Below are 20,529 nucleotides of genomic sequence, written 5' to 3' on the forward strand. Positions count from 1 at the left end.
GCTTGCCCCCACACAGGCTCGACGCGGCTGACCTGCGAGCGACAATCATGACGATCCCCTTGCTGCCCGTCTTCCGCCTCCTGCTCGCCGTCAGCGCCGGGCTGATCCTGACCGGACTGCCCTCGCCCTCGCGCGCGCAGAACATCGTCGTGATGGTCAACGGCGATCCCATCACCGATTTCGATGTCGAGCAGCGCTCCAAGCTCGATCAGCTCACGACGCAGAAGACTCCAAGCCGGCAGGAGGTCATCAACGAGCTGATCGAAGACAAGGTGAAGCTGAAGGAAGGCAAGAAATACGGGGTCGACCCCGGTGTCTCCGACATCAACCAGTCCTACGAGGGCATGGCGCAGCGCATGCGCATCACGCCGGATCAGCTCACCAAGTCGCTCGAATCCAAGGGCGTGCGTCCCGAGACGCTGAAGGGCCGCATGAAGGCCGAGATGGTCTGGACCAGCCTCGTGCGCGGCCGCTTCAAGGAGAAGCTGTTCATCGGCGAGCGCGACGTCGCGCAGGCCGTGCAGGCCCAGACCGGCGACAAGCTCCAGATCGAAGGCACCGAATACAAGATGCAGCCGATCGTGCTGATCGTGCCGCGCGGCTCGTCCTCGGCGTTCCTGGAGACGCGCAAGAAGGAAGCGGAGAATTATCGCGCGCGCGTCGGAAGCTGCGAGGAAGCCAACTCGCTGTTCCGCTCGACGCCGAACGCCACCATCCGCGACAGCATCACCAAGACCAGCGCCGAGCTGCCCGAGGCGCTGCGCAAGGTACTCGACGACATCCCGATCGGCCATTTGACCGCGCCGGAGCTGACCAAGAGCGGCATCGAGATGGTGGTGCTGTGCTCGCGCAAGCCGACCATGATCGACACGCCGAAGAAGCGTGAGGTCCGCGAGAAGATGTATCAGGAGAAGTACGAGAAGACCCAGAAGGCCTATCTCGACGAGCTCCGCAAGGCGGCGATGATCGAATATCGCAACAATCGCTGATGGCCGCGTCCGCCGCAAAGCCCCTCGCGCTCACCCTCGGAGAGCCCGCCGGCATCGGCCCCGACATCACGATCGCAGCCTGGCTGAGGCGCCGTGAGCTGAACCTGCCCGCCTTCTATCTGCGCGGCGACGAGGCGCTGATCGCCCGGCGCGCCAGGGCCATCGGCGTCGACATCAAGACCGCAGCCGTAAGTCCCGGCGAGGCCGCCTCCGCCTTCGGCGAAGCCCTGCCCGTCGTCGCCACCGGCGAGCACGCGACCGCCGAGCCCGGCAAGCCCGACGCATCCAGCGCGCCGGCCGCGCTCGCCTCGATCCGGCAGGCCGTCACCGACGTTCGCGAGGGCCGCGCCGGCGCCATCGTCACCAATCCGATCGCCAAGAGCGTGCTCTACCGCGCCGGCTTCCGTCATCCCGGCCACACCGAGTTCCTGGCCGAGCTCGCCGCGGAGAACGGCCGCGTGCCGCAGCCGGTGATGATGCTGTGGTCGCCACGGCTTGCCGTCGTGCCCGTGACCATCCACGTCTCGATGCGCGATGCGCTGGCGGAGCTCACCAGCGAGCTGATCGTCTCGACCGTGCGCATCGTCGCCGGCGAGCTGAAGTCACGCTTCGGCATCGCGCAGCCGCGCATCGCCATCTCCGGCCTCAATCCGCATGCCGGCGAGGACGGCTCGCTCGGTCACGAGGAGCAGACGGTGATCGCCCCAGCGCTCAAGGCGTTGCGGGCTGAGGGCATCGAGGCCAGGGGCCCGCTGCCCGCCGACACCATGTTCCACGAGGCCGCGCGCCGCACCTATGACTGCGCTGTCTGCATGTATCACGACCAGGCGCTGATCCCGATCAAGACCATCGCCTTCGACGACGCGGTCAACGTCACGCTCGGCCTGCCTTTCATCCGCACCTCGCCCGATCACGGCACCGCCTTCGACATCGCCGGCACCGGCAAGGCCAATCCGGCCAGCCTGATCGCGGCGCTCCAGCTCGCGAGCCGCATGGCGGCTGCGAGAAGCGAATGAGCGCGATCGACGACCTCCCGCCGCTGCGCGAGGTCATTCGCCAGCACGAGCTATCGGCGCGCAAATCGCTCGGCCAGAACTTCCTGCTCGACCTCAACCTCACCGCCCGCATCGCACGCGCCGCGGCGCCGCTCGAGGATTCCACCATCGTCGAGATCGGCCCCGGTCCCGGCGGGCTGACGCGCGCGCTGCTCGCGCTCGGCGCGCGGCGCGTCATCGCCATCGAGCATGACGAGCGCGCGATCCCGGCCTTGCAGGATATTTCCGCGCGCTATCCCGGCCGGCTCGAAATCGTGCACGGCGATGCCATGAGCTTCGATCCCCGCCCGCTGCTCAATGGCGAGCGCGCAAAAATCGTCGCCAATCTGCCCTACAACATCGCGACCCAGCTGTTGATCAACTGGCTCACCACCGAGCCGTGGCCGCCCTGGTACGATTTGATGGTGCTGATGTTCCAGCGCGAGGTCGGCGAGCGCATCGTGGCGCACGAGGACGAGGAAGCCTATGGCCGGCTCGGCGTGCTCGCCAATTGGCGCTGCGAGACCAAGATCCTGTTCGACATCTCGCCGTCCGCCTTCGTGCCGCCGCCGAAGGTCACCTCCTCCGTCGTGCGCCTCAAGCCGCGCGCAGAGCCGCTGGCCTGCGATCGCAAGCTGCTCGAGCAGGTCGCAGCCAGCGCCTTCGGCCAGCGCCGCAAGATGCTGCGGCAGAGTCTGAAATCGCTTCAAGTGGATCCCGCGCGCCTTGCCGCGGCCGCCGGCGTCGACGCGACGCGGCGCGCCGAGACCATTCCCATCTCCGGCTTTGTTGCCATGGCGCGTGAATTGGCGGATATACGCAGCGAAACGTGACAATCTAAATTCCGGAGGAAAGAAAATGGCGTTGATGCGTCGGCAGTCCCTGGTCAAGTTCGATGCGCCGCTGTGCGAGACCATCGTCGACACGCCGAAGCCCAAAGGCGCCGAGGTGCTGGTGCGCATCGAGCGCTGCGGCCTCTGCCATTCCGACCTGCACATCCAGGACGGCTATGCCGACCTCGGCGGCGGCAAGAAGCTCGACACCACGCGCGGCATGACGCTGCCCTTCACGCTCGGCCACGAGATCGCCGGCGTGGTGGACGAGGTCGGTCCGGACGTCGCCGCCAATCTCGTCGGCGCGAAGAAAGCCGTCTTCCCCTGGATCGGTTGCGGTCAGTGCCGCGACTGCGCCAATGGCGACGAGAACCTCTGCGTCAAGCAGCGCTTCCTCGGCGTCTCCATCGATGGCGGCTTCGCCACCCACGTGCTGGTGCCCGACGCGAAATATCTGCTCGACTACGATCCGCTGCCCGTCAACCAGGCGGCGACGCTGATGTGCTCGGGCGTCACCGCCTACGGCGCGCTCAAGCGCCTGGTCGATCGTCCGCGCCAGCGCAATCTCCTGCTGATCGGTCTCGGCGGCGTCGGCATGATGGGCCTGTCGTTCGCGCAGGCGATGTTCAAGCAGCCGATCACGGTCGCCGATCTCTCGCCGGCCGCGCGCGACACCGCGCTGAAGAACGGCGCCGCCAATGCCTATGATCCGTCCGAGCCCGATGTGATCAAGCGCATCCTGAAGGAGACCGAGGGCGGCTTCGACGAGATCGTCGATTTCGCCGGCAACGAGAAGTCGATGGCCTTCGCGGTCGCGGTCGCCGCGCGCGGCGGCAAGATCGTGGTCTCCGGCCTGATGGGCGGCCAGTTCACGCTGCCGATGGTGCAGTGGGTCTACAAGCGCATGACCATCGAAGGCTTCATGGTCGGCACGCTCGCGGAAGCCCAAGAGCTGATGGCGCTGGCGCGCGCCGGCAAGATCAAGCCGACGCCGATGCGCGAGGAGCCGATGGGCGACGTCCAGAAATGGATCGACGAATTGCGCGCCGGCAAGGTGGTTGGCCGAATCGTGCTGACGAACTGACCCGTCGCTCGCGGCGGGCGTGACGCAAGTCGCACCCGCCGTTACGGAACGCTCTCCGCCCCGCTGCGTTGGCAGCGCATGTCCATTCGTTGCACCGTCGAAAGCGCATTCTTCATCGCCTGGAGCTGCCTCGAGCAGAGCGGCGAGCTTGGCCCGCCCGACGAGAGCGCCAACGTCATCCTCGATGCCATCGAAGCCCAGCTCAAGACCGGCGAACGCCGGCAGCTGATGCTCGCCAACAAGGCGATCGACGCCTACCGCGCGCATGTGGACCCGCACCGGCCCTCCGGAGGTCGCGAAGCGCGCTTCGGCTGATCGTGCTGGCCGCCCCTCGGGCCCGCCGGCCCGGCGGCATTCGGGCGGATTGAGGCCGGCGGTCCGTTGGGCAGAGCGCACGGGGTACGGCGCCCAGCAGCTCATTGGTACGCCAATCCGCAAGCGTCCTATGTTCACTCCTGAACAGATTTCGCGAGATCAGTGAGGCCGGGGCGACCACGCGCTTCGCCTCTCCCGATTTTCCGGAATTCCGCAAGAACCATCGCAGCAACTTCTCAACCGTCGTCGCGTCCTTGTGTGCACTTTGGAACCGTCGGTTCCGGCGCGGAAACGTAGGATTTTGGCTGGCGCCGATTCCCGGCCAGCTAAGAGAAGAAACTGTGACCGGTCGGCCCCCGAACGATCTGCTCCGGCAGCTCTCCCACCAGGACTTCGAACTGATCGCCCCCTACCTTCAGCCGGTCGAAGTCGAGGCAAGCCAGATCCTGCATCACGCCGGTGATGCCGTGACGGCCATTCATTTTCCCTGCGGTCCCACGCTGGTGTCGTTCGCGGTGCCGGTCGAGGATGACCGCGAGGTCGAAAGCCTGCTGGTCGGGCGTGAGGGCGCGGTGGGCGTCGCCGCCGGACGCAGTCCCTCGCTGACCTATTCCCGCATCGTCGTGAAGCTGGGCGGCACCTTCGTCCGGTTGCCCCGGCGCGCGCTGGAGCAGGCACAGCAGCGGTCGACCGTGCTGCAGGAGGTGTTCTCGCGCTATGCCGACTGCCAGTTCGCGCAATTGCTGCAAACTGCGGCCTGCAACGCCGCGCACTCGATCGAGCAGCGCGCCGCGAGGTGGATCGTCTCTACGCAGGAACGGATCGGCCGGGCCGAGATTCCCCTCACCCACGAGCAGCTCGCCAGCATGCTGGGCGTGTCCCGCTCCTATGCCAGCCGGGTCATCCAGATGTTCAAGGCAAGGCGCATCCTCGCCACCCGCCGCGGCGCGATCCTGATCCTCGACGCGCCGGCGCTCGAGGCCAGGGCCTGCAGCTGCAACGATTGGGTGAAAAAGCATTTCGACGAAGTGATGCGTGCGGCGGCGGCCGGCGGCTAGCGCCGTAACGTCAGGCTTTCAGGTCTGGCGCAGCGATTGCCGCTTCAGATGTAGATAGGTCGGGCTGAAATCTCCGATCCGCTGCAGGTCGCGCCATTTCAGCACGATCAGCTCGCCCTCCCGCAGATCCATCGCGCCGCTCCGCCTGAGCTCGGCGAGCGTCCGGTTCACCGTCGCGATCGCCATGCCCAGCGTCTCGCCGAGCTGTGCCAGGCTGATCGGCATGCGGCAGCGATTGCCACGGACGAGTCCCGCCGCGCGGGCGCGGTAGAACAGCTCGCAGAACAAATGCGCCATGCGTGCCGGCATTGGCCGGGCGCTGTTGTTGGTGATGGCCTCGCGAAAGATCGCGGCATCGCGCAGCGTCTCGCGCCAGACCGCCATGCCGAAGGCCGGCCGGCGCCGAAAGGCTCTGAACAATTCGCGGTGCGGGATGAAGGCGATCGAGGCCGGCCCCAAGGCGCTCAATCCGTGATCCATCTGGTCGATGAACAGGCCCTGCGCATCCGGCAGGTCGCCGGTGAGATGGAACGCCAGATATTGCCGCCGCCCGCTGCCGAGCAGGTGGTAGCGCGCCACCATGCCAGACACGACCAGCGCCGAATGCTCGGGCTGCTCGCCCTGACGGATGAAATCCTCGTTCGGCTGGAAATCGCGCACGATGAAGCTGAGCGCGCGGATCTCGGCGAGATCCTCCTCGTCGAGCGCGGTGTGCCCGCCGAGGTTCCGGATCAACACGTCGTGGGCCTTGTTCATGCGACCGCCAAAAAATGCGCCGGCTCTATCAAATGATACGTCCGGCCTGGGTTCAGCGGATTAGAACGCGAAGCGGAAGCACAGGTTGCTAACCCGCCGAGCCGCATCCAACCGATGACCTTCGCCTGCGAACCGAGCCGCCCTTCGTGAGCCCTGCGACAACAAAGATCCCGAAACGCATTCGCGGTCCGCTTGCATCGGACATAGGGGCGCGCCTCGACGGCCATGAGTTCCGCTCTGCCCGGGCCGTCGGATCGACCCTTGCCGGGCTCTCGCGGCGCGTCGGCCACGCATCAACGTCGCGGCAACGCTGAGGCACGCACGCCAGACTCATGCCGCACCCGAAGTTCATTGCACGTCTCCAGGCCATCGAAGCACTGTCCGACGAAGAGCGCCGGCAGGTCGCCGCCCTGCCCTCCACGCTGCGCCAGGTCGCCGACGGCGAGATCGTGCTGCGCCAGGGCGAGGCGGCTTCGCGCAGCGTCTTCGTGGTCAGCGGCTTCCTCTACCAGTCCCGCATCGTCGGCGACCGCAGCCAGATCCTCGCCTTCCACGTTCCCGGCGACATGCCGTGCCTGCATACGCTGCTGATCACGCCGATGGATGCGGACCTCGTCGGCCTTGGGCCGACCATCGTCGGCACTGTCGCGCACAGCCAGCTCCGCCAACTGCTCGACGGCTCGCCGCATCTGACCCGCGCGTTCTGGCGCGAGACGCTGATCGACGGGGCGATCTCGCGGCAATGGATCGCCCGCCTCGGCGCGCAGGCCGCCCTGCCCAAGGTCGCGCACCTCATCTGCGAGCTCGCCGCAAGGCTGGACGTCGTCGGCCTCGTCAAGGACGGCTGCTTCCACATGCCGATGACGCAGCGGCACGTCGCGGATGCCTGTGGATTGTCGATCGTCCACGTCAACCGCACCATCCAGGAACTGCGGCATCGCGATCTGATCGCGTGGGAGGGCAGCGAGGTCGAACTGCTGCAACCCGAGGAGCTGCGCAAGCTCGCGGATTTCACGCCCGACTATCTGGGCTGAGAGAGGCGGCGCGTGTTCGTGAACGGACCTTGGCGACGTCCGTTCCTCCATGGCAAAACCGCAAGATCGGTCGAGCATATGATGCCCGGCCGCGCTTTAGCTGGTGCTGCCACGGAGAACGGAACGATGACGGCGGCGCTTCAGGACTACCACGCCCGGATGCAGCGGGTGCTGGATCACATCGATCGGCATCTGGACGACGATCTGGACCTGGACGCGCTGAGCAGCGTCGCCGCCTATTCGAAATTTCATTTCCACCGGCAGTTCACGGCGACCTTCGGACTGTCGGTGCATCGCTATATCCAGCTTGCCCGCATGAAGCGCGCTTCATACCGGCTCGCCTACAGCGACGCCGAAAGCGTCACCGATATCGCGATGGGTGCCGGCTATGACGCTCCGGATGCCTTCGCCCGCGCCTTTCGGCAACGGTTCGGGCAATCGCCGTCGTCGTTCCGGAAATCTCCCGACTGGGAGCCGTGGCTTGCGGCCTTCGGGCCTCTCGACAACGCGAGGAGCAAGCTCATGCAGAAGACCTATACCACCGCCGACGTGGAGATCCGCGAGGTGCCGGCGACGACCGTAGCGATCATGGAGCACCGGGGCGACCCGACGACGCTACACGCCACCATCCAGCGCTTCATCATTTGGCGCAAAGCCGCCGGCCTGCATCCCAGGACGAACCCGACCTTCAACGTCTGGCGGTCCGAGCGGCGGCCTGCGTCGCCGGGCGATTACAGCGTGGACCTTTGCGTCGGGACCGACCAGCCGATCGAGGCGAATGGCGCGGCGATCAAGGCCGGCGAAATTCCCGGCGGACGCTGCGCCGTGCTGCGCGTCGTCGGCAACACCGACAATCTGGAGCCCGCCGCGCTTTACCTCTATCGCGACTGGCTACCGGCCAGCGGCGAGGAAGCCCGCGACTTCCCGATCTATTGCCAGCGACTGAGCTTCGTCCCCGATGTCGGCGAGCACGAGGCGACGGCGGATCTGTTCCTGCCGTTGAAATAGCGGTCTCGAGAGCAGCGGACACAGCGAGCCGTCGTATCCACCGCTGCTTCCGCTCCGTCATTGCGAGCCACCGGGTCCGCGCGAAGCGCGGCCCGATGACAGGCTCCGCGAAGCAATGCAGACTGCCACCGCGGAAAGAGCCTGGATTGCTTCGTCGCAAGAGCTCCTCGCAATGACGTGGAGAGAGCGAGCGCCACACCCACGCTCTCGTGCCCCGGACGCAGCGCAGTGCCCCCGGCGACGCGAAGCATCGTCGGGGGTGGTGCGCTGCAGAGCCGGGGCCCATGCAACACAGTCCACAGCGCTGGGTCCCGGCTCTGCGCAGCAGCGTAAGAACGCTGCAGCGCGTCCGGGACACGGATGCGAGCTGCGCCCCCGCCTCCCTTCACGGCTTTTCGACGGCACGGCGGGCTGCTAGACTGGCGGCATTATTTTGGGGAATTTTGATGCGCGCGAGGATTTTCAATCGCGTCCTGGGGCTGGCGGCGCTGGCCCTGCTCGTCATTGCGGCGGCGCCGGCGTCGGCCGAGAAGCGCATCGCGCTCGTGGTCGGCAACTCCACCTACAAGAACATCACGCCGCTGGACAATCCCTCCAAGGACGCGAGCTTGATGGCCGAGACGCTCGGTGCGCTCGGCTTCACGCTAGTCGGCGGACGCGCCCAGCTCGATCTCGACAAGGGCGCGATGGACATCGCGGTGCAGAGTTTTGGGCGGCAGGTCCAGGGCGCCGACGTCGCGCTGTTCTACTATGCCGGCCACGGCGTGCAGGTCGCCGGCTCCAACTATCTCGTGCCGGTCGGCGCCAATCCGACGCGCGAGGCCGACGTCGATTTCCAGATGACCGACGTGAACCTCGTGCTGCGCCAGATGCAGGGCTCCGGCACCCGCCTCAACCTCGTCATTCTCGATGCCTGCCGCAACAACCCCTTTGGCTCGCGCGGCCTTCGCGCCGCAGACGGCGGACTTGCGCAGATGCGCGCGCCCGAGGGCACGCTGATCTCCTACGCGACGCAGCCCGGCAACGTCGCCCAGGACGGCGCCGACGGACACAGCCCCTTTACGAAGGCGCTTGCCACCACGATCCGGGTCGTGGGTCTCGACGTGTTCCAGACCTTCAACCAGGTCGGCCTCGCCGTGAAGCGCGCCACTGCGGGCGCGCAGCAGCCCTGGGTGTCGTCCTCGCCGATCGACGGTACCTTCTACTTCGTGGCGCCGACGCAGGCCGCGCCGCCGCAGGTCGCGGCGATGCAGCCCGATCCCTCGCCGGCGGAGCGGCTGCGCGCCGATCCCGACCGCGTCCCGCTACGCGATGCCGCGCTGCTCAGCGAGCTCAGCGAGCGCCTCTACGAGCTCAATTTCGATCCTGACACGCCCGACGGCCTGACCCGCGCCATCACCAAGCTGCAGCAGCGCATTTCGATGGCGCCGACGGGCGAAGCCACCGAGGGCCTGCTGCTGAAAATGCGCAGGATGGAGGATCTCAAGCCCTGGGGCTCGATCGTCTACGGACCCGACGGCAGCAAATGGGGCATCTCCTGGAACCACGCCTCGCGGCGCGCGGCGGTAGCGGATGCGCGCGGCAATTGCGCCGGCGCCAAATGCCCGATCGAGCTCTCCTTCTACGGCAAAAGCTGCGGCGCGTTTGCGATCTCCGACAAGTCCTGGTCGCTGGTCCAGCGCGAGGGCGTGCAGCGCGCCCGGGACGCCGCGCTTGACGAGTGCGGCAAGGCTGGCAAAGCTTGCCGCATTATCGGAGCCGTCTGCGCCGACGGCTCCGGCCGCTGACATCATTTTTCATTTGGATTCTTGCTCATGACCAATGCCGTCACCCGTTCGACAATCCTCGCCGTCCTGCTCACCATCGCCGCCCTCACCTCATCGTCCGCGCTGTCGCCGCTCTCGGCACAATCCGGCAGTACCGGCGGCTCGATCGGCAATGACGAGAAGTCGCTGTCGGGCTCGCGCTCGGACCGCTCGGCCGAGCCCGCGCCCTCGGCACGCCGCAGCAAGCCGGCAGCCGAGGAGCCGCGCTCGTCGTCGCGGCGAAGCGGCGGCGGAGGTGGTGGCGGTGGGTTCGACGGCGCCTGGGTGGTGACCAGCATCGGCTGTGGCGGCTCGACGTCCGGCGCGGTCGTGGTCTCCTCCGGCAAGGTCATCGGCCAGGGCGTCAGCGGTACGGTCAGCCCGAGCGGCTCCGTCAGCACGTTCGGTCATGGCGATGGCGGCGTGACCTTCACAGGTGCGGGACGTCTCGGCGTGCGCAGCGGCTCCGGAACCTGGCGCCGTTCCGACGGCTGCGGCGGAACCTGGACTTCGGCCAAACAGTAACGCCGAAACGCCCCTGCTTCGCTGCGGAACCAAACAGCCCGCAGGCCCAATTCAAGCCACATCCTCTCCGGATTTGCGGCTCATTGCCACCCAACTCTTTGATGAGAAAGGGGGACAGTAGAGTTGCATGCGTAACCGGGAGACCAGGATGGGCAACCGAACCGCGAAATTCGTATCTGCGCTCGTCGGCAGTCTCATTGCCGGCGTGCCACTGGCGGCCGTGTCGCAGAACGCGCCGGCAGGAACGAGCGCAGCCAGCCAGGCCGCCGATTGCCTTGCCTCGCCGAAGGGCACCGCGCCGCAGGGACAGCACTGGTATTATCGCCTCGAGCGAACGACCAAGCGGCAATGCTGGTACCTGCGCGCCGCCGGCGACAAGGACGGCGCGAAGGCCGTGCAGACCGCGCAGGCGCCGACCGACGCAGCACAGGATGCAGCAGCGCCGCCGCAGCAGAACGTGCAGGACGCGCGCGCCGAATATGTGGGTCCGCGCAGCGGTGCCGCCCCCAAGGCGCCGAATGCGATCGCGCTGGCCGCAGCGACGCCCCCGACACCTGCACAACAACCTGCGACCCAGGCTGATGCCGGCGCGCAGCAAGCTCCCGTCGCCACGGCGTGGCCCGATGTGCCCGCCTCCACTGCGCCAGCGCCACAGGGCGCACCCGCCATGGCCGCAGCCGCCGCGCAGCCGAGCGCAAAAGCGTCGAAATCCCCCGCCCCGCTCCCGCCCGCCGCAACGGACGGCACGATCGACAAGCCCGGCGGCTCGGTGCAGATGCTGCTGCTCGTGATCGGCGGCGCGCTGGCGCTCGCGGGCCTGCTCGCCAGCGTGATATACCGTCTCGCCCGCAGGCGCGTGCGCGTCCAGGCCGGCGACCGCCGCGGCCATTGGGACGATTGGGCGCCGCAAGACCACGACCCAAGCCGTGCACCCTGGCAGGATGCAAAGCTGGCCGCCTCACTGCGCCCGCAATCGGGTCCGGTCGACTTCGATGAAGTCCGCCCGCCGCAGACCGCCCAGCTCGCGGCGTTCACCAAGGAGATCGGCAGGCTCGCAGCCCAGTCAGCCTCGGTTCGCAACGAGGCCGCAAAGCTCGACGAGGCCGACATCTTCGACGGGACGTTCGAGATCGAAGCCGCGCCCCGGCTCGTGGCCCCCGAGACCGAAGAGTCTCAGGAGATCGACGCCGACAAGCCGGTCGCCCGCGAGGAACATGATCACGACGAGGAGATGCAGGTCGAGGATAGCGTCGACGTCGACGTGATCACCGCGATGCTGGAACGGCTGGCGAAGCAAGGGCCGCAATTGCCGCAGCCTAGCCCAGGAGCTGGCCTTGCAAACCTCGCACGAAGCCAACGAGGCCAATCCGCCGCTCGCGCTTGAGGCGCTCGGCCTTCAGGATCGACTGCACCTCGGCGAAGGCCTCGTCGACATCGTGGTTGATCACGATGTAGTCGTACTCGGCCCAGTGGCTCATCTCGTGGCTGGCGCGGCTCATGCGCTTGCGGATCACCTCGTCGGAATCCTGCGCGCGTGAGTGCAGCCGCTTTTCGAGATCGGCCGCCGACGGCGGCAGGATGAAGACGCTGACGACGTCGGCGCGCGCCTTCTCGCGCAGTTGCTGCGTGCCCTGCCAGTCAATGTCGAACAGCACGTCCTGTCCCGACGACAGCGCGGCCTCGACGGGGCCGCGCGGCGTGCCGTAGCTGTTGTCGAACACGGTCGCCCATTCCAGCAGTTCGTCGCCCTTCACCATCGCGTCGAAGCGGGACTTGTCGACGAACAGATAGTCGCGGCCATCGACCTCGCCCGGCCGCATCGGCCGCGTGGTGGCGGAGACCGACATGCGCAAGCCCGGCATGCGGTCGATCAGCATCCGCGACAGCGTCGTCTTGCCCGCGCCCGAGGGCGAGGACAGCACGAACATCAGGCCGCGCCGCTCGACACCGTCAGTACCGTGACCGCCCGTCGTCATCGATCACTCCAGATTCTGGACCTGCTCGCGGAACTGCTCGACCACGTTTTTCATGGCGAGGCCCGTATTGGTCAGCTCGATGTCGTTCGACTTCGAGCAGCAGGTGTTGACCTCACGGTGAAACTCCTGCGCCAGGAAGTCGAGCTTGCGGCCGATCGGGCCGCCCTTGCCGATCAGCTCGCGCGCCTGCGCGACGTGCGAGGCGATGCGGTCGAGCTCCTCGCGGATGTCGGCCTTGGTGGCGATAAGGATCGCCTCCTGCATCAGGCGGTCGGAATCGAAACGGTCGGAGGTGTCCAGCAGCGTCGCGATCTGCTCGGCGAGCCTCGCCTTGATCGCCTCGGGCTTGCGGCCCGGCGCGGCTTCCGCCTTCCTGGCGAGCTGCTCGATCTCGTCCACGCGCTGGGTCAGGATTTGACCGAGCGACGTACCCTCGCGGTTGCGCATCGCAACGAGCTCGTCGAGCGCCTTGTCGAAGGCCGCGGCAGCGGCAGCGCGCGCGGCCTTGTCCTCCTCCTCGTCGCCCTCGGGCTCGGCCACTTCGACGACGCCCTTGATGGCGAGCAGGCCGTCGACGCTCGGCGCCACGGCGTCGACCTTGCCGGAGATCACCGCGGCCGCCTTCAGCACCGCATTGAGCACGTCCTCATTGATGCGGACCGTGGCGGCTGCATTGGTGCGCTTAACGGTGAGATTGGCGTAGACGGTTCCGCGCGACAGAAGCTCACCGGCGCGCTTCTTGGCGTGCGCCTCGAGCTCGTCGAACCCCTGCGGCAGCCGCACCCTGAGGTCGAAGCCCTTGGCGTTGACCGACTTCAGTTCCCATTCGAACGTGTACGGCCCGCTTGCACCGTGGCTACGGGCAAAGCCGGTCATGGACGACAGCGCCATCAGGTCAAATTCTCCAGAAACGCGGGATTCGCGGGGCATCAAGCCACGCGAAACTTAAGACTATTTTGCAGGAAAGTGGAATCCGCAAAGTCCGCAGGCAGCTCTGCGGCTGGCCTAGCGCTGCACCACCGGCGGCGAGGGCTGCACCGCGCCCTGCCGCGCCGGTGCGGGAGCCGCGGGCCGTGCCGCCGGCGGCTTTTTCTGCTGGCTGGGCCGGGCCGGCGTGGTCGCCGTCGGCGTATCGGCGGCACCGGGCGCGGCGGCCGCAGCGGGCGGCGCATCCTCGGCCGGCTCGACGGTGTCGTTCTGGATCTGCTTTTCCATCGCGCGCAGCTTGGCGACGTTTTTCTGGTGCGCGTCGTAGGTTTCGGTGAAGGCGTGCCCGCCGGTGCCGTCGGCGACGAAATAGAGGTCGCGGGTGCGGGCCGGATTGGCGGCAGCCTCCAGCGAGGCGCGGCCGGGGTTGGAGATCGGGCCCGGCGGCAGGCCTTCGATCACGTAGGTATTGTAGGGCGACGGCTGCGTGATCTCGCTGCGCTTGATCGGTCGGCCCAGCGTGCCCTTGCCGCCGACGAGGCCGTAGATGATGGTCGGATCGGATTGCAGCTTGATGCGCTGCTTCAACCGGTTCGTGAACACAGCAGCGACGCGGCTGCGCTCGTCGGGCTTGCCGGTCTCCTTCTCGACGATCGAGGCCAGCGTCACCAGCTGCTCCGGCGATTTGACCGGGATGTCCTGATTGCGGCGCTCCCAGATCTCGCCGAGCACGCGCTTGTGCGCCTGCTGCATGCGCTGGATCACCTGATCGCGCGGGGTGCCGCGCGGAAACTTGTAGGTCTCCGGCAGCAGCGTGCCTTCGCGCGGCAGCTCGCGCACGCTGCCGGTGAAGATGTCGTTGTCGGACAGGCGCGCCACGATCTGCTCGGAGGTCAGGCCTTCCGGAATCGTGACCGAATGCTGCACCACCTTGCCCTCGACGATGGTGCCGATGACGTCGCGCAGGGACGCATTTTTCTGGAACGCATATTCACCCGGCTTGAGGTCCGAGCTCGCCTTCAACGCAGCAACGCTGGCGATGAACACCCAGGGATTGATGTCGGTCACGCCTTCCCGGTTCAGCGTCTCGGCGATGTCGCGCTTGCCAGCGCGCTGCGGGATGTTGACGATCTTGTCGTCCTTCAGCGGACCGGGGGCTTCCAGCACCTGCCGGCCGTAATAATAGACGCCGCCGGCGCCGAGCATGGCGATCAGCAGAAGCGTGATGATGGCGTTGCCGACGACCACGAAGGGATTGCGCGCGCGGTCCGATCGCTTCGGCGGCGGCGGGAGCTGCTCGGGCTCAAGCGCTGCCCGCGGACTCCGGGGCGAAATGGGCGGCCTTTCACTCATCGAAGCAACCTGAATCCTGCCGTTTCAATAGCGGCCCGACAATCGCTTGCCGAGCCAAATGCACGCGCCCACTTCCATGACTATCGCCGAATACGGCAAAACGGTGGATTCGTCTCAAACGCAAACTAATTGGCCAAACGCCGGACGATCACAGAGGCATTGGTGCCGCCAAAACCAAACGAGTTCGACAACGCGACATTGACCTCACGCTTCTTGGCATTGTGCGGCACGAGGTCGATCGCGGTCTCCACCGACGGATTGTCGAGATTGATGGTCGGCGGCACGACATTATCCCGAATCGCGAGAATGGCGAAGATCGCTTCGATCGCGCCGGCCGCGCCGAGCAGATGGCCCGTCGAGGATTTGGTCGAGGACATCGCGACCTTGGAGGCGGCATTGCCGAGCAGGCGCTCGACCGCGCCGAGCTCGATCTCGTCGCCGAGCGGCGTCGAGGTGCCGTGGGCGTTGATGTAGTCGAGATCGGATGCGGTGAGGCCGGCGCGCTTGAGCGCCGCCGACATGCTGCGGAAGCCGCCATCGCCATCGGGCGACGGCGAGGTAATGTGATAGGCGTCACCCGACAGACCGTAGCCGATCACCTCGGCATAGATCTTCGCGCCGCGGCGCCTCGCATGCTCGAGCTCCTCGAGCACCAGGACGCCGGCGCCCTCGCCCATCACAAAGCCGTCACGGTCCTTGTCATAGGGACGCGAGGCCTTCTCGGGCGTCTCGTTGAAGCCGGTGGAGAGCGCACGCGCGGCGTTGAAGCCGGCAATGCCGATGCGGCTGATCGGCGACTCCGCGCCGCCTGCCACCATCACGTCGGCATCGCCCAGCGCGATCAGGCGGGCGGCATCGCCGACGGCATGCGCGCCGGTCGAGCAGGCCGTGACTACCGAATGGTTCGGCCCCTTCAGCCCGTGCGCGATCGAGACGTAGCCGGAAGCCAGATTGATCAGGCGGCCCGGAATGAAGAACGGCGACACCCGGCGCGGTCCGCGCTCCTTGAGCAGGATCGCGGTCTCGGCGATGCCGCTGAGGCCGCCGATGCCGGATCCGATCATGGTTCCGGTCGCGCATTTGTCCTCTTCGGTCTCGGGATGCCAGTTGGCATCGTCGAGCGCTTGGCCGGCGGCGGCCATGCCGAAGATGATGAAGTCGTCGACCTTGCGCTGGTCTTTCGGCTCCATCCATTTGTCGGGATTGAAGGTGTCGTTGGTGCCGTCGCCGCGCACGACGGTGCAGGCATATTTCGTCTGAAGATCGGAGACGTCGAAGCTCTCGATCATGCGCGCACCGCTTTCGCCGTTGAGAATGCGCTTCCAGGTCGGCTCGACGCCGCAACCGAGTGGCGAGACCATGCCGAGACCCGTGACGACAACCCGCCTCATATCCGATAACTCCGCATCGAAAGCTTCACGGCCAATAACAAGAAACCGGCTGACCGCTGCGAAGCGGCCCGTCCGGTTTCAATGTTGTCCCCGCGAAAATGAAGAGCCTTAGCTCTTCGCGTTCTTCTCGAGAAACTTCGTGGCGTCGCCGACGGTGAGAATCGTTTCCGCAGCGTCGTCCGGAATCTCGCAACCGAATTCCTCTTCGAACGCCATCACCAGCTCGACGGTGTCCAGACTGTCGGCGCCGAGGTCGTCGATGAAGCTCGCAGCGTCGACAACCTTCTCGGGTTCAACACCAAGGTGTTCGACCACGATCTTCTTAACCCGCTCGCCAATGTCACTCATTGCTTAACCTCGTGTTGTTCCCTGTAGACCCGACCCCCCGGGACGATACGAGCCGTCGTGGTCGTGTTACTTGCCTTCGCTTACGAACTTTGATTGGCCCCATCCTAACCGACACAGGGCCCGGCGAACGACGGCCAAGGCTCCGCATCGCCAATATACAGGGTTTCAAAAACCTGCAATGGCGTTCTTTGCCCATCCGTTGAAGGTCCGGTTATCATACTTCAATTGCCTTGACTACAAGCCTCATTTCCCACCGGAAACGGCCGTTTGCCGCATCCGGCACCGCCCCATGCGGGCAGTGCGGAACGCTGCCCGTCAGATCATGGCCATGCCGCCGTTGACGTGGATGGTCTGGCCGGTGACGTAGGCCGCCTCGTTCGAGCTCAGGTAGACTGCGGCCGCGGCGATGTCCTCGGGCGTCCCCAGGCGGGCGGCCGGAACCTTGGTCAGAATCGTTTCGCGCTGCTTGTCGTTGAGCGCGTCGGTCATCGGCGTCTTGATGAAACCCGGCGCGATGCAGTTCGCGGTCACGCCGCGCTTGGCGTATTCGGCGCCCAGCGTCTTGATCATGCCGATCAGGCCCGCCTTCGATGCGGTGTAATTGCCCTGCCCGGGATTGCCGGTGACGCCGACCACCGAGGTGATGGCGATGATGCGGCCGAAGCGCTTGCGCATCATCAGCTTGGTGGCGGCACGCGCCAGGCGGAAAGTCGAGGTCAGGTTGATGTTGATGACCTCCTCCCAGTCCTCGTCGCGGAGCTGCACGAAGAGATTGTCGCGGGTGATGCCGGCATTGGCGACGAGAATGTCGACCTGCCCCATCGCAGCTTCCGCAGCGGGCACCAGCGCCTCGACCTCGTCGGCCTTGGAGAGGTTGCAGGGCAGCACATGGGTGCGCTCGCCGAGCTTGCCGGCCAGCTCGTCCAGCACTTCCTTGCGCGTTCCGGATATCGTGACGGTCGCGCCCTGCGCGTGCAGCGCCTGCGCGATTGCGCCGCCGATGCCGCCGGTCGCGCCGGTGACGAGCGCCTTTTTGCCAGTGAGGTCGAACATTGAAAAACTCCTCTAGGCCTGCTTCGCGGCGGCCAGTGCATCCTTGGCGGCGGCGACGTCATTGGGTCCACCGACCGCAACGCCGACCGCACCGTCCGCAATGCGCTTGACGAGACCGGTCAGCACCTTGCCGGCGCCGATCTCGAAGAAACGGGTGACGCCCTGTCCTGCCATATAGGCAACCGACTCGCGCCAGCGCACCGTGCCGGTGACCTGCTCGACCAGGCGGCGACGAATCTCGTCGGGATCGGTGATCGCGCTTGCCAGCACGTTCGACACCAGCGGCGCGGCAGGCGCCTTGATCGTGACCTTCGACAGTGCCTCGGCCATCGCGTCGGCGGCGGGCTGCATCAGCTTGCAATGGAACGGCGCGGACACCGGCAGCAGCATCGCGCGCTTGGCGCCCTTGGTCTTGGCGATCTCGACGGCGCGATCGACCGCGGCCTTGTCGCCGGAGACGACTACCTGGCCGCCGCCGTTGTCGTTGGCGGCCTGGCAGACCTCGCCCTGCGCCGCCTCCTTGGCGACCTCCATGGCGGCTTCGTAATCGAGGCCGAGCAGAGCGGCCATCGCGCCGGCGCCGACCGGCACGGCTTTTTGCATGGCACGACCGCGGGTGCGCAGCAGACGGGCGGTATCCGAAACCGTCAGGCTGCCGGCCGCGGCCAGCGCCGAATATTCACCCAGCGAGTGGCCGGCGACGAAGGCAGCATCCCGCCCCACGGAAAAACCTGCTTCAGCTTCCAGCACGCGCAGGGTGGCGATCGACACCGCCATCAGTGCCGGCTGGGCGTTTTCGGTGAGCTGGAGGGTTTCGGCCGGACCATCCCAGATGATCGCCGTCAGCTTTTCCCCAAGCGCGGCATCGACCTCGTCGAACACGGCGCGCGCCACCGGAAAGGCGTCGGCCAAGGCCTTGCCCATGCCAACCGCCTGGGATCCCTGCCCCGGAAATGTGAATGCTGCCGTCATCGGCGCTCCCTGCTTGTCGGCACGATCCCGCCTGAGAACCGGCAGCCGATTACGCGCGGCCGTGGTGCCTGGTTCCTTGGTACCCGGTTCCCTCGGCCATGGTTCCGGATCATGCTCTAGAGGGGGCCGTAGACACTGTCAGGGGCCGGACTGTCAAGCCGAGATGGGAACCCCCGCCGGCGTTCAACTGGGGATATGCCCCCCGTCAGAACCCGCCGGCGGTCTGGTTGGCGTCGACCTTTCCGCCCGCCTGCGCACGGCGCGCGCTGTTCACCAACTCGCCGGGCCGGTCATCCCGGTCGGGCCGGGCCGTCGCCAGCCGCAGCACGGCGGCGTAGCCCGGCTGCACCTCCATGCGGCCCGCATGCCGGCTAGCGCTCAGCAGCCGATGCACCTTCGGCAGATTGTAGCAGGGCACGTAGAACAGCAGATGATGCTCGAGGTGGTAATTCACGTAGTACGGCGCGATGAACAGGCGCTCGAGAAGATTGGCGTGCGTGGTGCGCGTGTTGCGCAAGGGATCGTTGCTGTCGGGAACGACGGCGTGCTCGGCGATGTTGCGGATGCGAGTAATGACCATCATCCAGGTCAGCAGCGGCACAAGCCATAGCAGCGGATAGGCCCACCACACGCCGGCCGCCGCGAGGCCCGCAAACATCGCGGCGTTGACGAGACATTGAGGGCCGAGCTTCTCCCAGAAATGCGCCAGGCGCTGCCGCCACGGCCAGTCCTTCGAGCCGAGCGCGTTGAGCAGCTGTGCCTTGCGCTGCTGGTAGCCGGTCTGTCCGGTGATGTCGCGGATGAACTTGCGGCGGTAGCTCAGCTTCGTGATCGGAAACGGCGCCGACAGCACGAGATCCGGATCGTCCTCCTGCTGCGTGCGCGCATGATGCTGCAAATGATAACGCCGATAGCCGCGCGTCTCCGCAAACAGCGGATAGGCGCAGAACCATTGGCTCAGCGTCAGATTGGTTTTCTCGTCGGCGGACAGGCAGCCATGCGCACCGTCATGCATCAGGATCGCAAGGCCGAGCTGGCGTGAGCCGATGATGGCGACGGCGAGAACATAGGTGACGGGATTGGGCCACCACGCAACCAGCGCAACCGCACCAATGATCAGCGCCCAGGCGTGCGCGATCAGGGCGACGCCCTTCCATGTCACGCGCTGGCGCACGTCGGCGAGTTGATCGTCGGTCAGGAAGTCGCGGGCCCGCATGCGAAGCGCGGTCATGGCCTACCCCTCATCATTCGAATGTGACGCGTCGTCGACGAGCCGCAGACGCGCGCTATCGCCGGTCGATTTCGCCTGCTCGCCGAGCACGCGCAGCATCTCGGCGCACAGCGCCTCCGCCGAGCGGCCCATCGCATAGCCTTCGAGAATGACGCCGATGGCGACGGCCCAGAAGCGCCGCGAGCTTTCGTCGGGCGCGCGCAGGGAACGCCAGCCGTGCCGCGCCACCTGGCTGGCATAGGCGCGAGCGCCTTCACTGTGCAGGCGCTCGATGGTGCGCTCGACCAGCGGCGCCAGATCCTGGCGGCGCCGCGTCAAGGTCAGGGCTTCGGCAAAGAAGGCGATTGAATCGCTCGCCGTCACGGTCTCCGCCAGGGCATGCGTGTAGTCCCGCGGCGTGCGCGCCTTCAGCGCCGCCTGCTCGGTCGCACGCGCCAGATACAAGAGGTCGCGGCAGGCGCATTCGACGAACAGCGCCTCCTTGGTGCGGAAGTAATAGGTGATCTGGCTCGGGAATGCGTCCGCGGCAGTCGCGATGTCGGCGATCGCCGTGCCCGACAGCCCGCGCTCCCGGAACAGCGGGCTCGCCGCATCCAGCAGCAGCGAGCGCATCTTGCGGCCGGCCGAGCGCGTCGCGCGGGCGGCGTGCTTGGGATCGCCCGCCACCTCAACCGCCTCATGGACCGAGTTTTCCACCATTGGGGCCTCCTCGCCGACTTATTTGTATGACATACAAACAAATAAATCAAGGCGGCATGGCATTGGAGGGTGCGCGCCGGCGACCTCCGCCGGCAACCGGGACCGAAACCCGGCCCTCCAACCTTGCAAAGCCGGCCA

At 66.6% G+C, this 20,529-nt stretch carries 21 protein-coding genes; 11 read left to right on the forward strand and 10 right to left on the reverse strand.

Annotated features, from left to right (window positions below; all coding sequences use genetic code 11):
* Positions 1 to 47 precede the first annotated feature (47 nt).
* The 6 genes from QRQ56_RS08755 to QRQ56_RS08780 all read left to right on the forward strand — a co-directional run bounded on the left by QRQ56_RS08755 (position 48) and on the right by QRQ56_RS08780 (position 5,313).
* A complete protein-coding gene (locus tag QRQ56_RS08755; protein ID WP_438739137.1) occupies positions 48 to 989 on the forward strand; it encodes a peptidylprolyl isomerase in 942 nt (313 codons plus the stop codon).
* Positions 989 to 2,005, forward strand: coding sequence for a 4-hydroxythreonine-4-phosphate dehydrogenase PdxA (pdxA, locus tag QRQ56_RS08760; RefSeq protein WP_438739138.1), 1,017 nt, complete (start codon positions 989 to 991; stop codon positions 2,003 to 2,005). Before QRQ56_RS08755 ends, pdxA begins: the two co-directional genes overlap by 1 nt.
* Positions 2,002 to 2,856 (forward strand): 16S rRNA (adenine(1518)-N(6)/adenine(1519)-N(6))-dimethyltransferase RsmA, encoded by an 855-nt coding sequence (gene rsmA / locus QRQ56_RS08765; protein WP_438739139.1) that lies wholly within the window; start codon positions 2,002 to 2,004, stop codon positions 2,854 to 2,856. The genes pdxA and rsmA overlap by 4 nt, the downstream gene beginning before the upstream one ends.
* Positions 2,857 to 2,881: 25 nt before the next feature.
* A complete protein-coding gene (locus QRQ56_RS08770; RefSeq protein ID WP_438739140.1) occupies positions 2,882 to 3,940 on the forward strand; it encodes an alcohol dehydrogenase in 1,059 nt (352 codons plus the stop codon).
* A gap of 78 nt (positions 3,941 to 4,018) precedes the next feature.
* Positions 4,019 to 4,255, forward strand: coding sequence for a hypothetical protein (locus tag QRQ56_RS08775; RefSeq protein WP_438739141.1), 237 nt, complete (start codon positions 4,019 to 4,021; stop codon positions 4,253 to 4,255).
* A 341-nt stretch (positions 4,256 to 4,596) separates the two neighbouring features.
* Positions 4,597 to 5,313 (forward strand): Crp/Fnr family transcriptional regulator, encoded by a 717-nt coding sequence (locus QRQ56_RS08780; RefSeq protein ID WP_438739142.1) that lies wholly within the window; start codon positions 4,597 to 4,599, stop codon positions 5,311 to 5,313.
* A gap of 18 nt (positions 5,314 to 5,331) precedes the next feature.
* Here the strand turns inward: QRQ56_RS08780 and QRQ56_RS08785 are convergent, their stop codons facing one another.
* Positions 5,332 to 6,069 (reverse strand): Crp/Fnr family transcriptional regulator, encoded by a 738-nt coding sequence (locus QRQ56_RS08785; protein ID WP_438739143.1) that lies wholly within the window; start codon positions 6,067 to 6,069, stop codon positions 5,332 to 5,334.
* A 332-nt stretch (positions 6,070 to 6,401) separates the two neighbouring features.
* Between QRQ56_RS08785 and QRQ56_RS08790 the strand changes: the two genes are divergently transcribed.
* The 5 genes from QRQ56_RS08790 (at position 6,402) to QRQ56_RS08810 (ending at position 11,825) form a co-directional block, all read left to right on the forward strand.
* A complete protein-coding gene (locus QRQ56_RS08790) occupies positions 6,402 to 7,103 on the forward strand; it encodes a Crp/Fnr family transcriptional regulator (RefSeq protein ID WP_438739144.1) in 702 nt (233 codons plus the stop codon).
* Positions 7,104 to 7,229: 126 nt separating this feature from the next.
* Positions 7,230 to 8,111 carry an AraC family transcriptional regulator gene (locus QRQ56_RS08795; RefSeq protein WP_438739145.1) on the forward strand — a complete coding sequence of 294 codons (882 nt, stop codon included), beginning with the start codon at positions 7,230 to 7,232 and terminating at the stop codon, positions 8,109 to 8,111.
* Between the two features lie 446 nt (positions 8,112 to 8,557).
* Positions 8,558 to 9,898 carry a caspase family protein gene (locus QRQ56_RS08800; RefSeq protein ID WP_438739146.1) on the forward strand — a complete coding sequence of 447 codons (1,341 nt, stop codon included), beginning with the start codon at positions 8,558 to 8,560 and terminating at the stop codon, positions 9,896 to 9,898.
* Positions 9,899 to 9,925: 27 nt separating this feature from the next.
* The gene (locus QRQ56_RS08805) at positions 9,926 to 10,441 is read left to right on the forward strand and encodes a hypothetical protein (protein ID WP_438739147.1); all 516 of its coding nucleotides are present in this window, start codon (positions 9,926 to 9,928) and stop codon (positions 10,439 to 10,441) included.
* Between the two features lie 148 nt (positions 10,442 to 10,589).
* The gene (locus QRQ56_RS08810; RefSeq protein WP_438739148.1) at positions 10,590 to 11,825 is read left to right on the forward strand and encodes a hypothetical protein; all 1,236 of its coding nucleotides are present in this window, start codon (positions 10,590 to 10,592) and stop codon (positions 11,823 to 11,825) included.
* Here QRQ56_RS08810 and gmk read toward each other — a convergent pair.
* The 9 genes from gmk to QRQ56_RS08855 form a co-directional block, all read right to left on the reverse strand.
* A complete protein-coding gene (gmk, locus tag QRQ56_RS08815) occupies positions 11,758 to 12,417 on the reverse strand; it encodes a guanylate kinase (RefSeq protein WP_438739149.1) in 660 nt (219 codons plus the stop codon). The genes QRQ56_RS08810 and gmk overlap by 68 nt on opposite strands.
* A 3-nt stretch (positions 12,418 to 12,420) precedes the next feature.
* Positions 12,421 to 13,308, reverse strand: a complete 888-nt coding sequence (locus QRQ56_RS08820; protein WP_438739150.1) for a YicC/YloC family endoribonuclease — start codon at positions 13,306 to 13,308, stop codon at positions 12,421 to 12,423.
* Positions 13,309 to 13,422: 114 nt separating this feature from the next.
* A complete protein-coding gene (gene mltG / locus QRQ56_RS08825) occupies positions 13,423 to 14,697 on the reverse strand; it encodes an endolytic transglycosylase MltG (RefSeq protein WP_438739151.1) in 1,275 nt (424 codons plus the stop codon).
* A gap of 125 nt (positions 14,698 to 14,822) precedes the next feature.
* Positions 14,823 to 16,088: a beta-ketoacyl-ACP synthase II gene (gene fabF, locus QRQ56_RS08830; protein ID WP_438739152.1), complete on the reverse strand. Its 1,266-nt coding sequence runs from the start codon at positions 16,086 to 16,088 to the stop codon at positions 14,823 to 14,825.
* 108 nt (positions 16,089 to 16,196) lie between these two features.
* A complete protein-coding gene (locus tag QRQ56_RS08835; RefSeq protein WP_008130699.1) occupies positions 16,197 to 16,436 on the reverse strand; it encodes an acyl carrier protein in 240 nt (79 codons plus the stop codon).
* Between the two features lie 315 nt (positions 16,437 to 16,751).
* Positions 16,752 to 17,489 carry a 3-oxoacyl-[acyl-carrier-protein] reductase gene (fabG, locus tag QRQ56_RS08840; RefSeq protein ID WP_438739153.1) on the reverse strand — a complete coding sequence of 246 codons (738 nt, stop codon included), beginning with the start codon at positions 17,487 to 17,489 and terminating at the stop codon, positions 16,752 to 16,754.
* Positions 17,490 to 17,501: 12 nt separating this feature from the next.
* Complete coding sequence (fabD, locus tag QRQ56_RS08845) at positions 17,502 to 18,461, reverse strand: ACP S-malonyltransferase (RefSeq protein ID WP_438739154.1); 960 nt, start codon at positions 18,459 to 18,461, stop codon at positions 17,502 to 17,504.
* Between the two features lie 205 nt (positions 18,462 to 18,666).
* Positions 18,667 to 19,692, reverse strand: a complete 1,026-nt coding sequence (locus QRQ56_RS08850) for a fatty acid desaturase family protein (protein WP_438739155.1) — start codon at positions 19,690 to 19,692, stop codon at positions 18,667 to 18,669.
* 3 nt (positions 19,693 to 19,695) lie between these two features.
* Positions 19,696 to 20,391, reverse strand: a complete 696-nt coding sequence (locus tag QRQ56_RS08855; protein ID WP_438739156.1) for a TetR/AcrR family transcriptional regulator C-terminal domain-containing protein — start codon at positions 20,389 to 20,391, stop codon at positions 19,696 to 19,698.
* Positions 20,392 to 20,529 lie beyond the last annotated feature (138 nt).

Origin of the sequence: Bradyrhizobium sp. U531 (assembly GCF_051710265.1) — a bacterium.
Classification (GTDB): Bacteria; Pseudomonadota; Alphaproteobacteria; order Rhizobiales; family Xanthobacteraceae; genus Bradyrhizobium.

Bases quoted from the DNA above. Each gene is read 5' to 3' on its own strand.
- QRQ56_RS08755 (WP_438739137.1), top strand. From the start codon at position 48: ATGACGATCCCCTTGCTGCCCGTCTTCCGCCTCCTGCTCGCCGTCAGC.
- pdxA (WP_438739138.1), top strand. From the start codon at position 989: ATGGCCGCGTCCGCCGCAAAGCCCCTCGCGCTCACCCTCGGAGAGCCC.
- rsmA (WP_438739139.1), top strand. From the start codon at position 2,002: ATGAGCGCGATCGACGACCTCCCGCCGCTGCGCGAGGTCATTCGCCAG.
- QRQ56_RS08770 (WP_438739140.1), top strand. From the start codon at position 2,882: ATGGCGTTGATGCGTCGGCAGTCCCTGGTCAAGTTCGATGCGCCGCTG.
- QRQ56_RS08775 (WP_438739141.1), top strand. From the start codon at position 4,019: ATGTCCATTCGTTGCACCGTCGAAAGCGCATTCTTCATCGCCTGGAGC.
- QRQ56_RS08785 (WP_438739143.1), bottom strand. From the start codon at position 6,069: ATGAACAAGGCCCACGACGTGTTGATCCGGAACCTCGGCGGGCACACC.
- QRQ56_RS08790 (WP_438739144.1), top strand. From the start codon at position 6,402: ATGCCGCACCCGAAGTTCATTGCACGTCTCCAGGCCATCGAAGCACTG.
- QRQ56_RS08795 (WP_438739145.1), top strand. From the start codon at position 7,230: ATGACGGCGGCGCTTCAGGACTACCACGCCCGGATGCAGCGGGTGCTG.
- QRQ56_RS08800 (WP_438739146.1), top strand. From the start codon at position 8,558: ATGCGCGCGAGGATTTTCAATCGCGTCCTGGGGCTGGCGGCGCTGGCC.
- QRQ56_RS08805 (WP_438739147.1), top strand. From the start codon at position 9,926: ATGACCAATGCCGTCACCCGTTCGACAATCCTCGCCGTCCTGCTCACC.
- QRQ56_RS08810 (WP_438739148.1), top strand. From the start codon at position 10,590: ATGGGCAACCGAACCGCGAAATTCGTATCTGCGCTCGTCGGCAGTCTC.
- gmk (WP_438739149.1), bottom strand. From the start codon at position 12,417: ATGACGACGGGCGGTCACGGTACTGACGGTGTCGAGCGGCGCGGCCTG.
- QRQ56_RS08820 (WP_438739150.1), bottom strand. From the start codon at position 13,308: ATGGCGCTGTCGTCCATGACCGGCTTTGCCCGTAGCCACGGTGCAAGC.
- mltG (WP_438739151.1), bottom strand. From the start codon at position 14,697: ATGAGTGAAAGGCCGCCCATTTCGCCCCGGAGTCCGCGGGCAGCGCTT.
- fabF (WP_438739152.1), bottom strand. From the start codon at position 16,088: ATGAGGCGGGTTGTCGTCACGGGTCTCGGCATGGTCTCGCCACTCGGT.
- QRQ56_RS08835 (WP_008130699.1), bottom strand. From the start codon at position 16,436: ATGAGTGACATTGGCGAGCGGGTTAAGAAGATCGTGGTCGAACACCTT.
- fabG (WP_438739153.1), bottom strand. From the start codon at position 17,489: ATGTTCGACCTCACTGGCAAAAAGGCGCTCGTCACCGGCGCGACCGGC.
- fabD (WP_438739154.1), bottom strand. From the start codon at position 18,461: ATGACGGCAGCATTCACATTTCCGGGGCAGGGATCCCAGGCGGTTGGC.
- QRQ56_RS08850 (WP_438739155.1), bottom strand. From the start codon at position 19,692: ATGACCGCGCTTCGCATGCGGGCCCGCGACTTCCTGACCGACGATCAA.
- QRQ56_RS08855 (WP_438739156.1), bottom strand. From the start codon at position 20,391: ATGGTGGAAAACTCGGTCCATGAGGCGGTTGAGGTGGCGGGCGATCCC.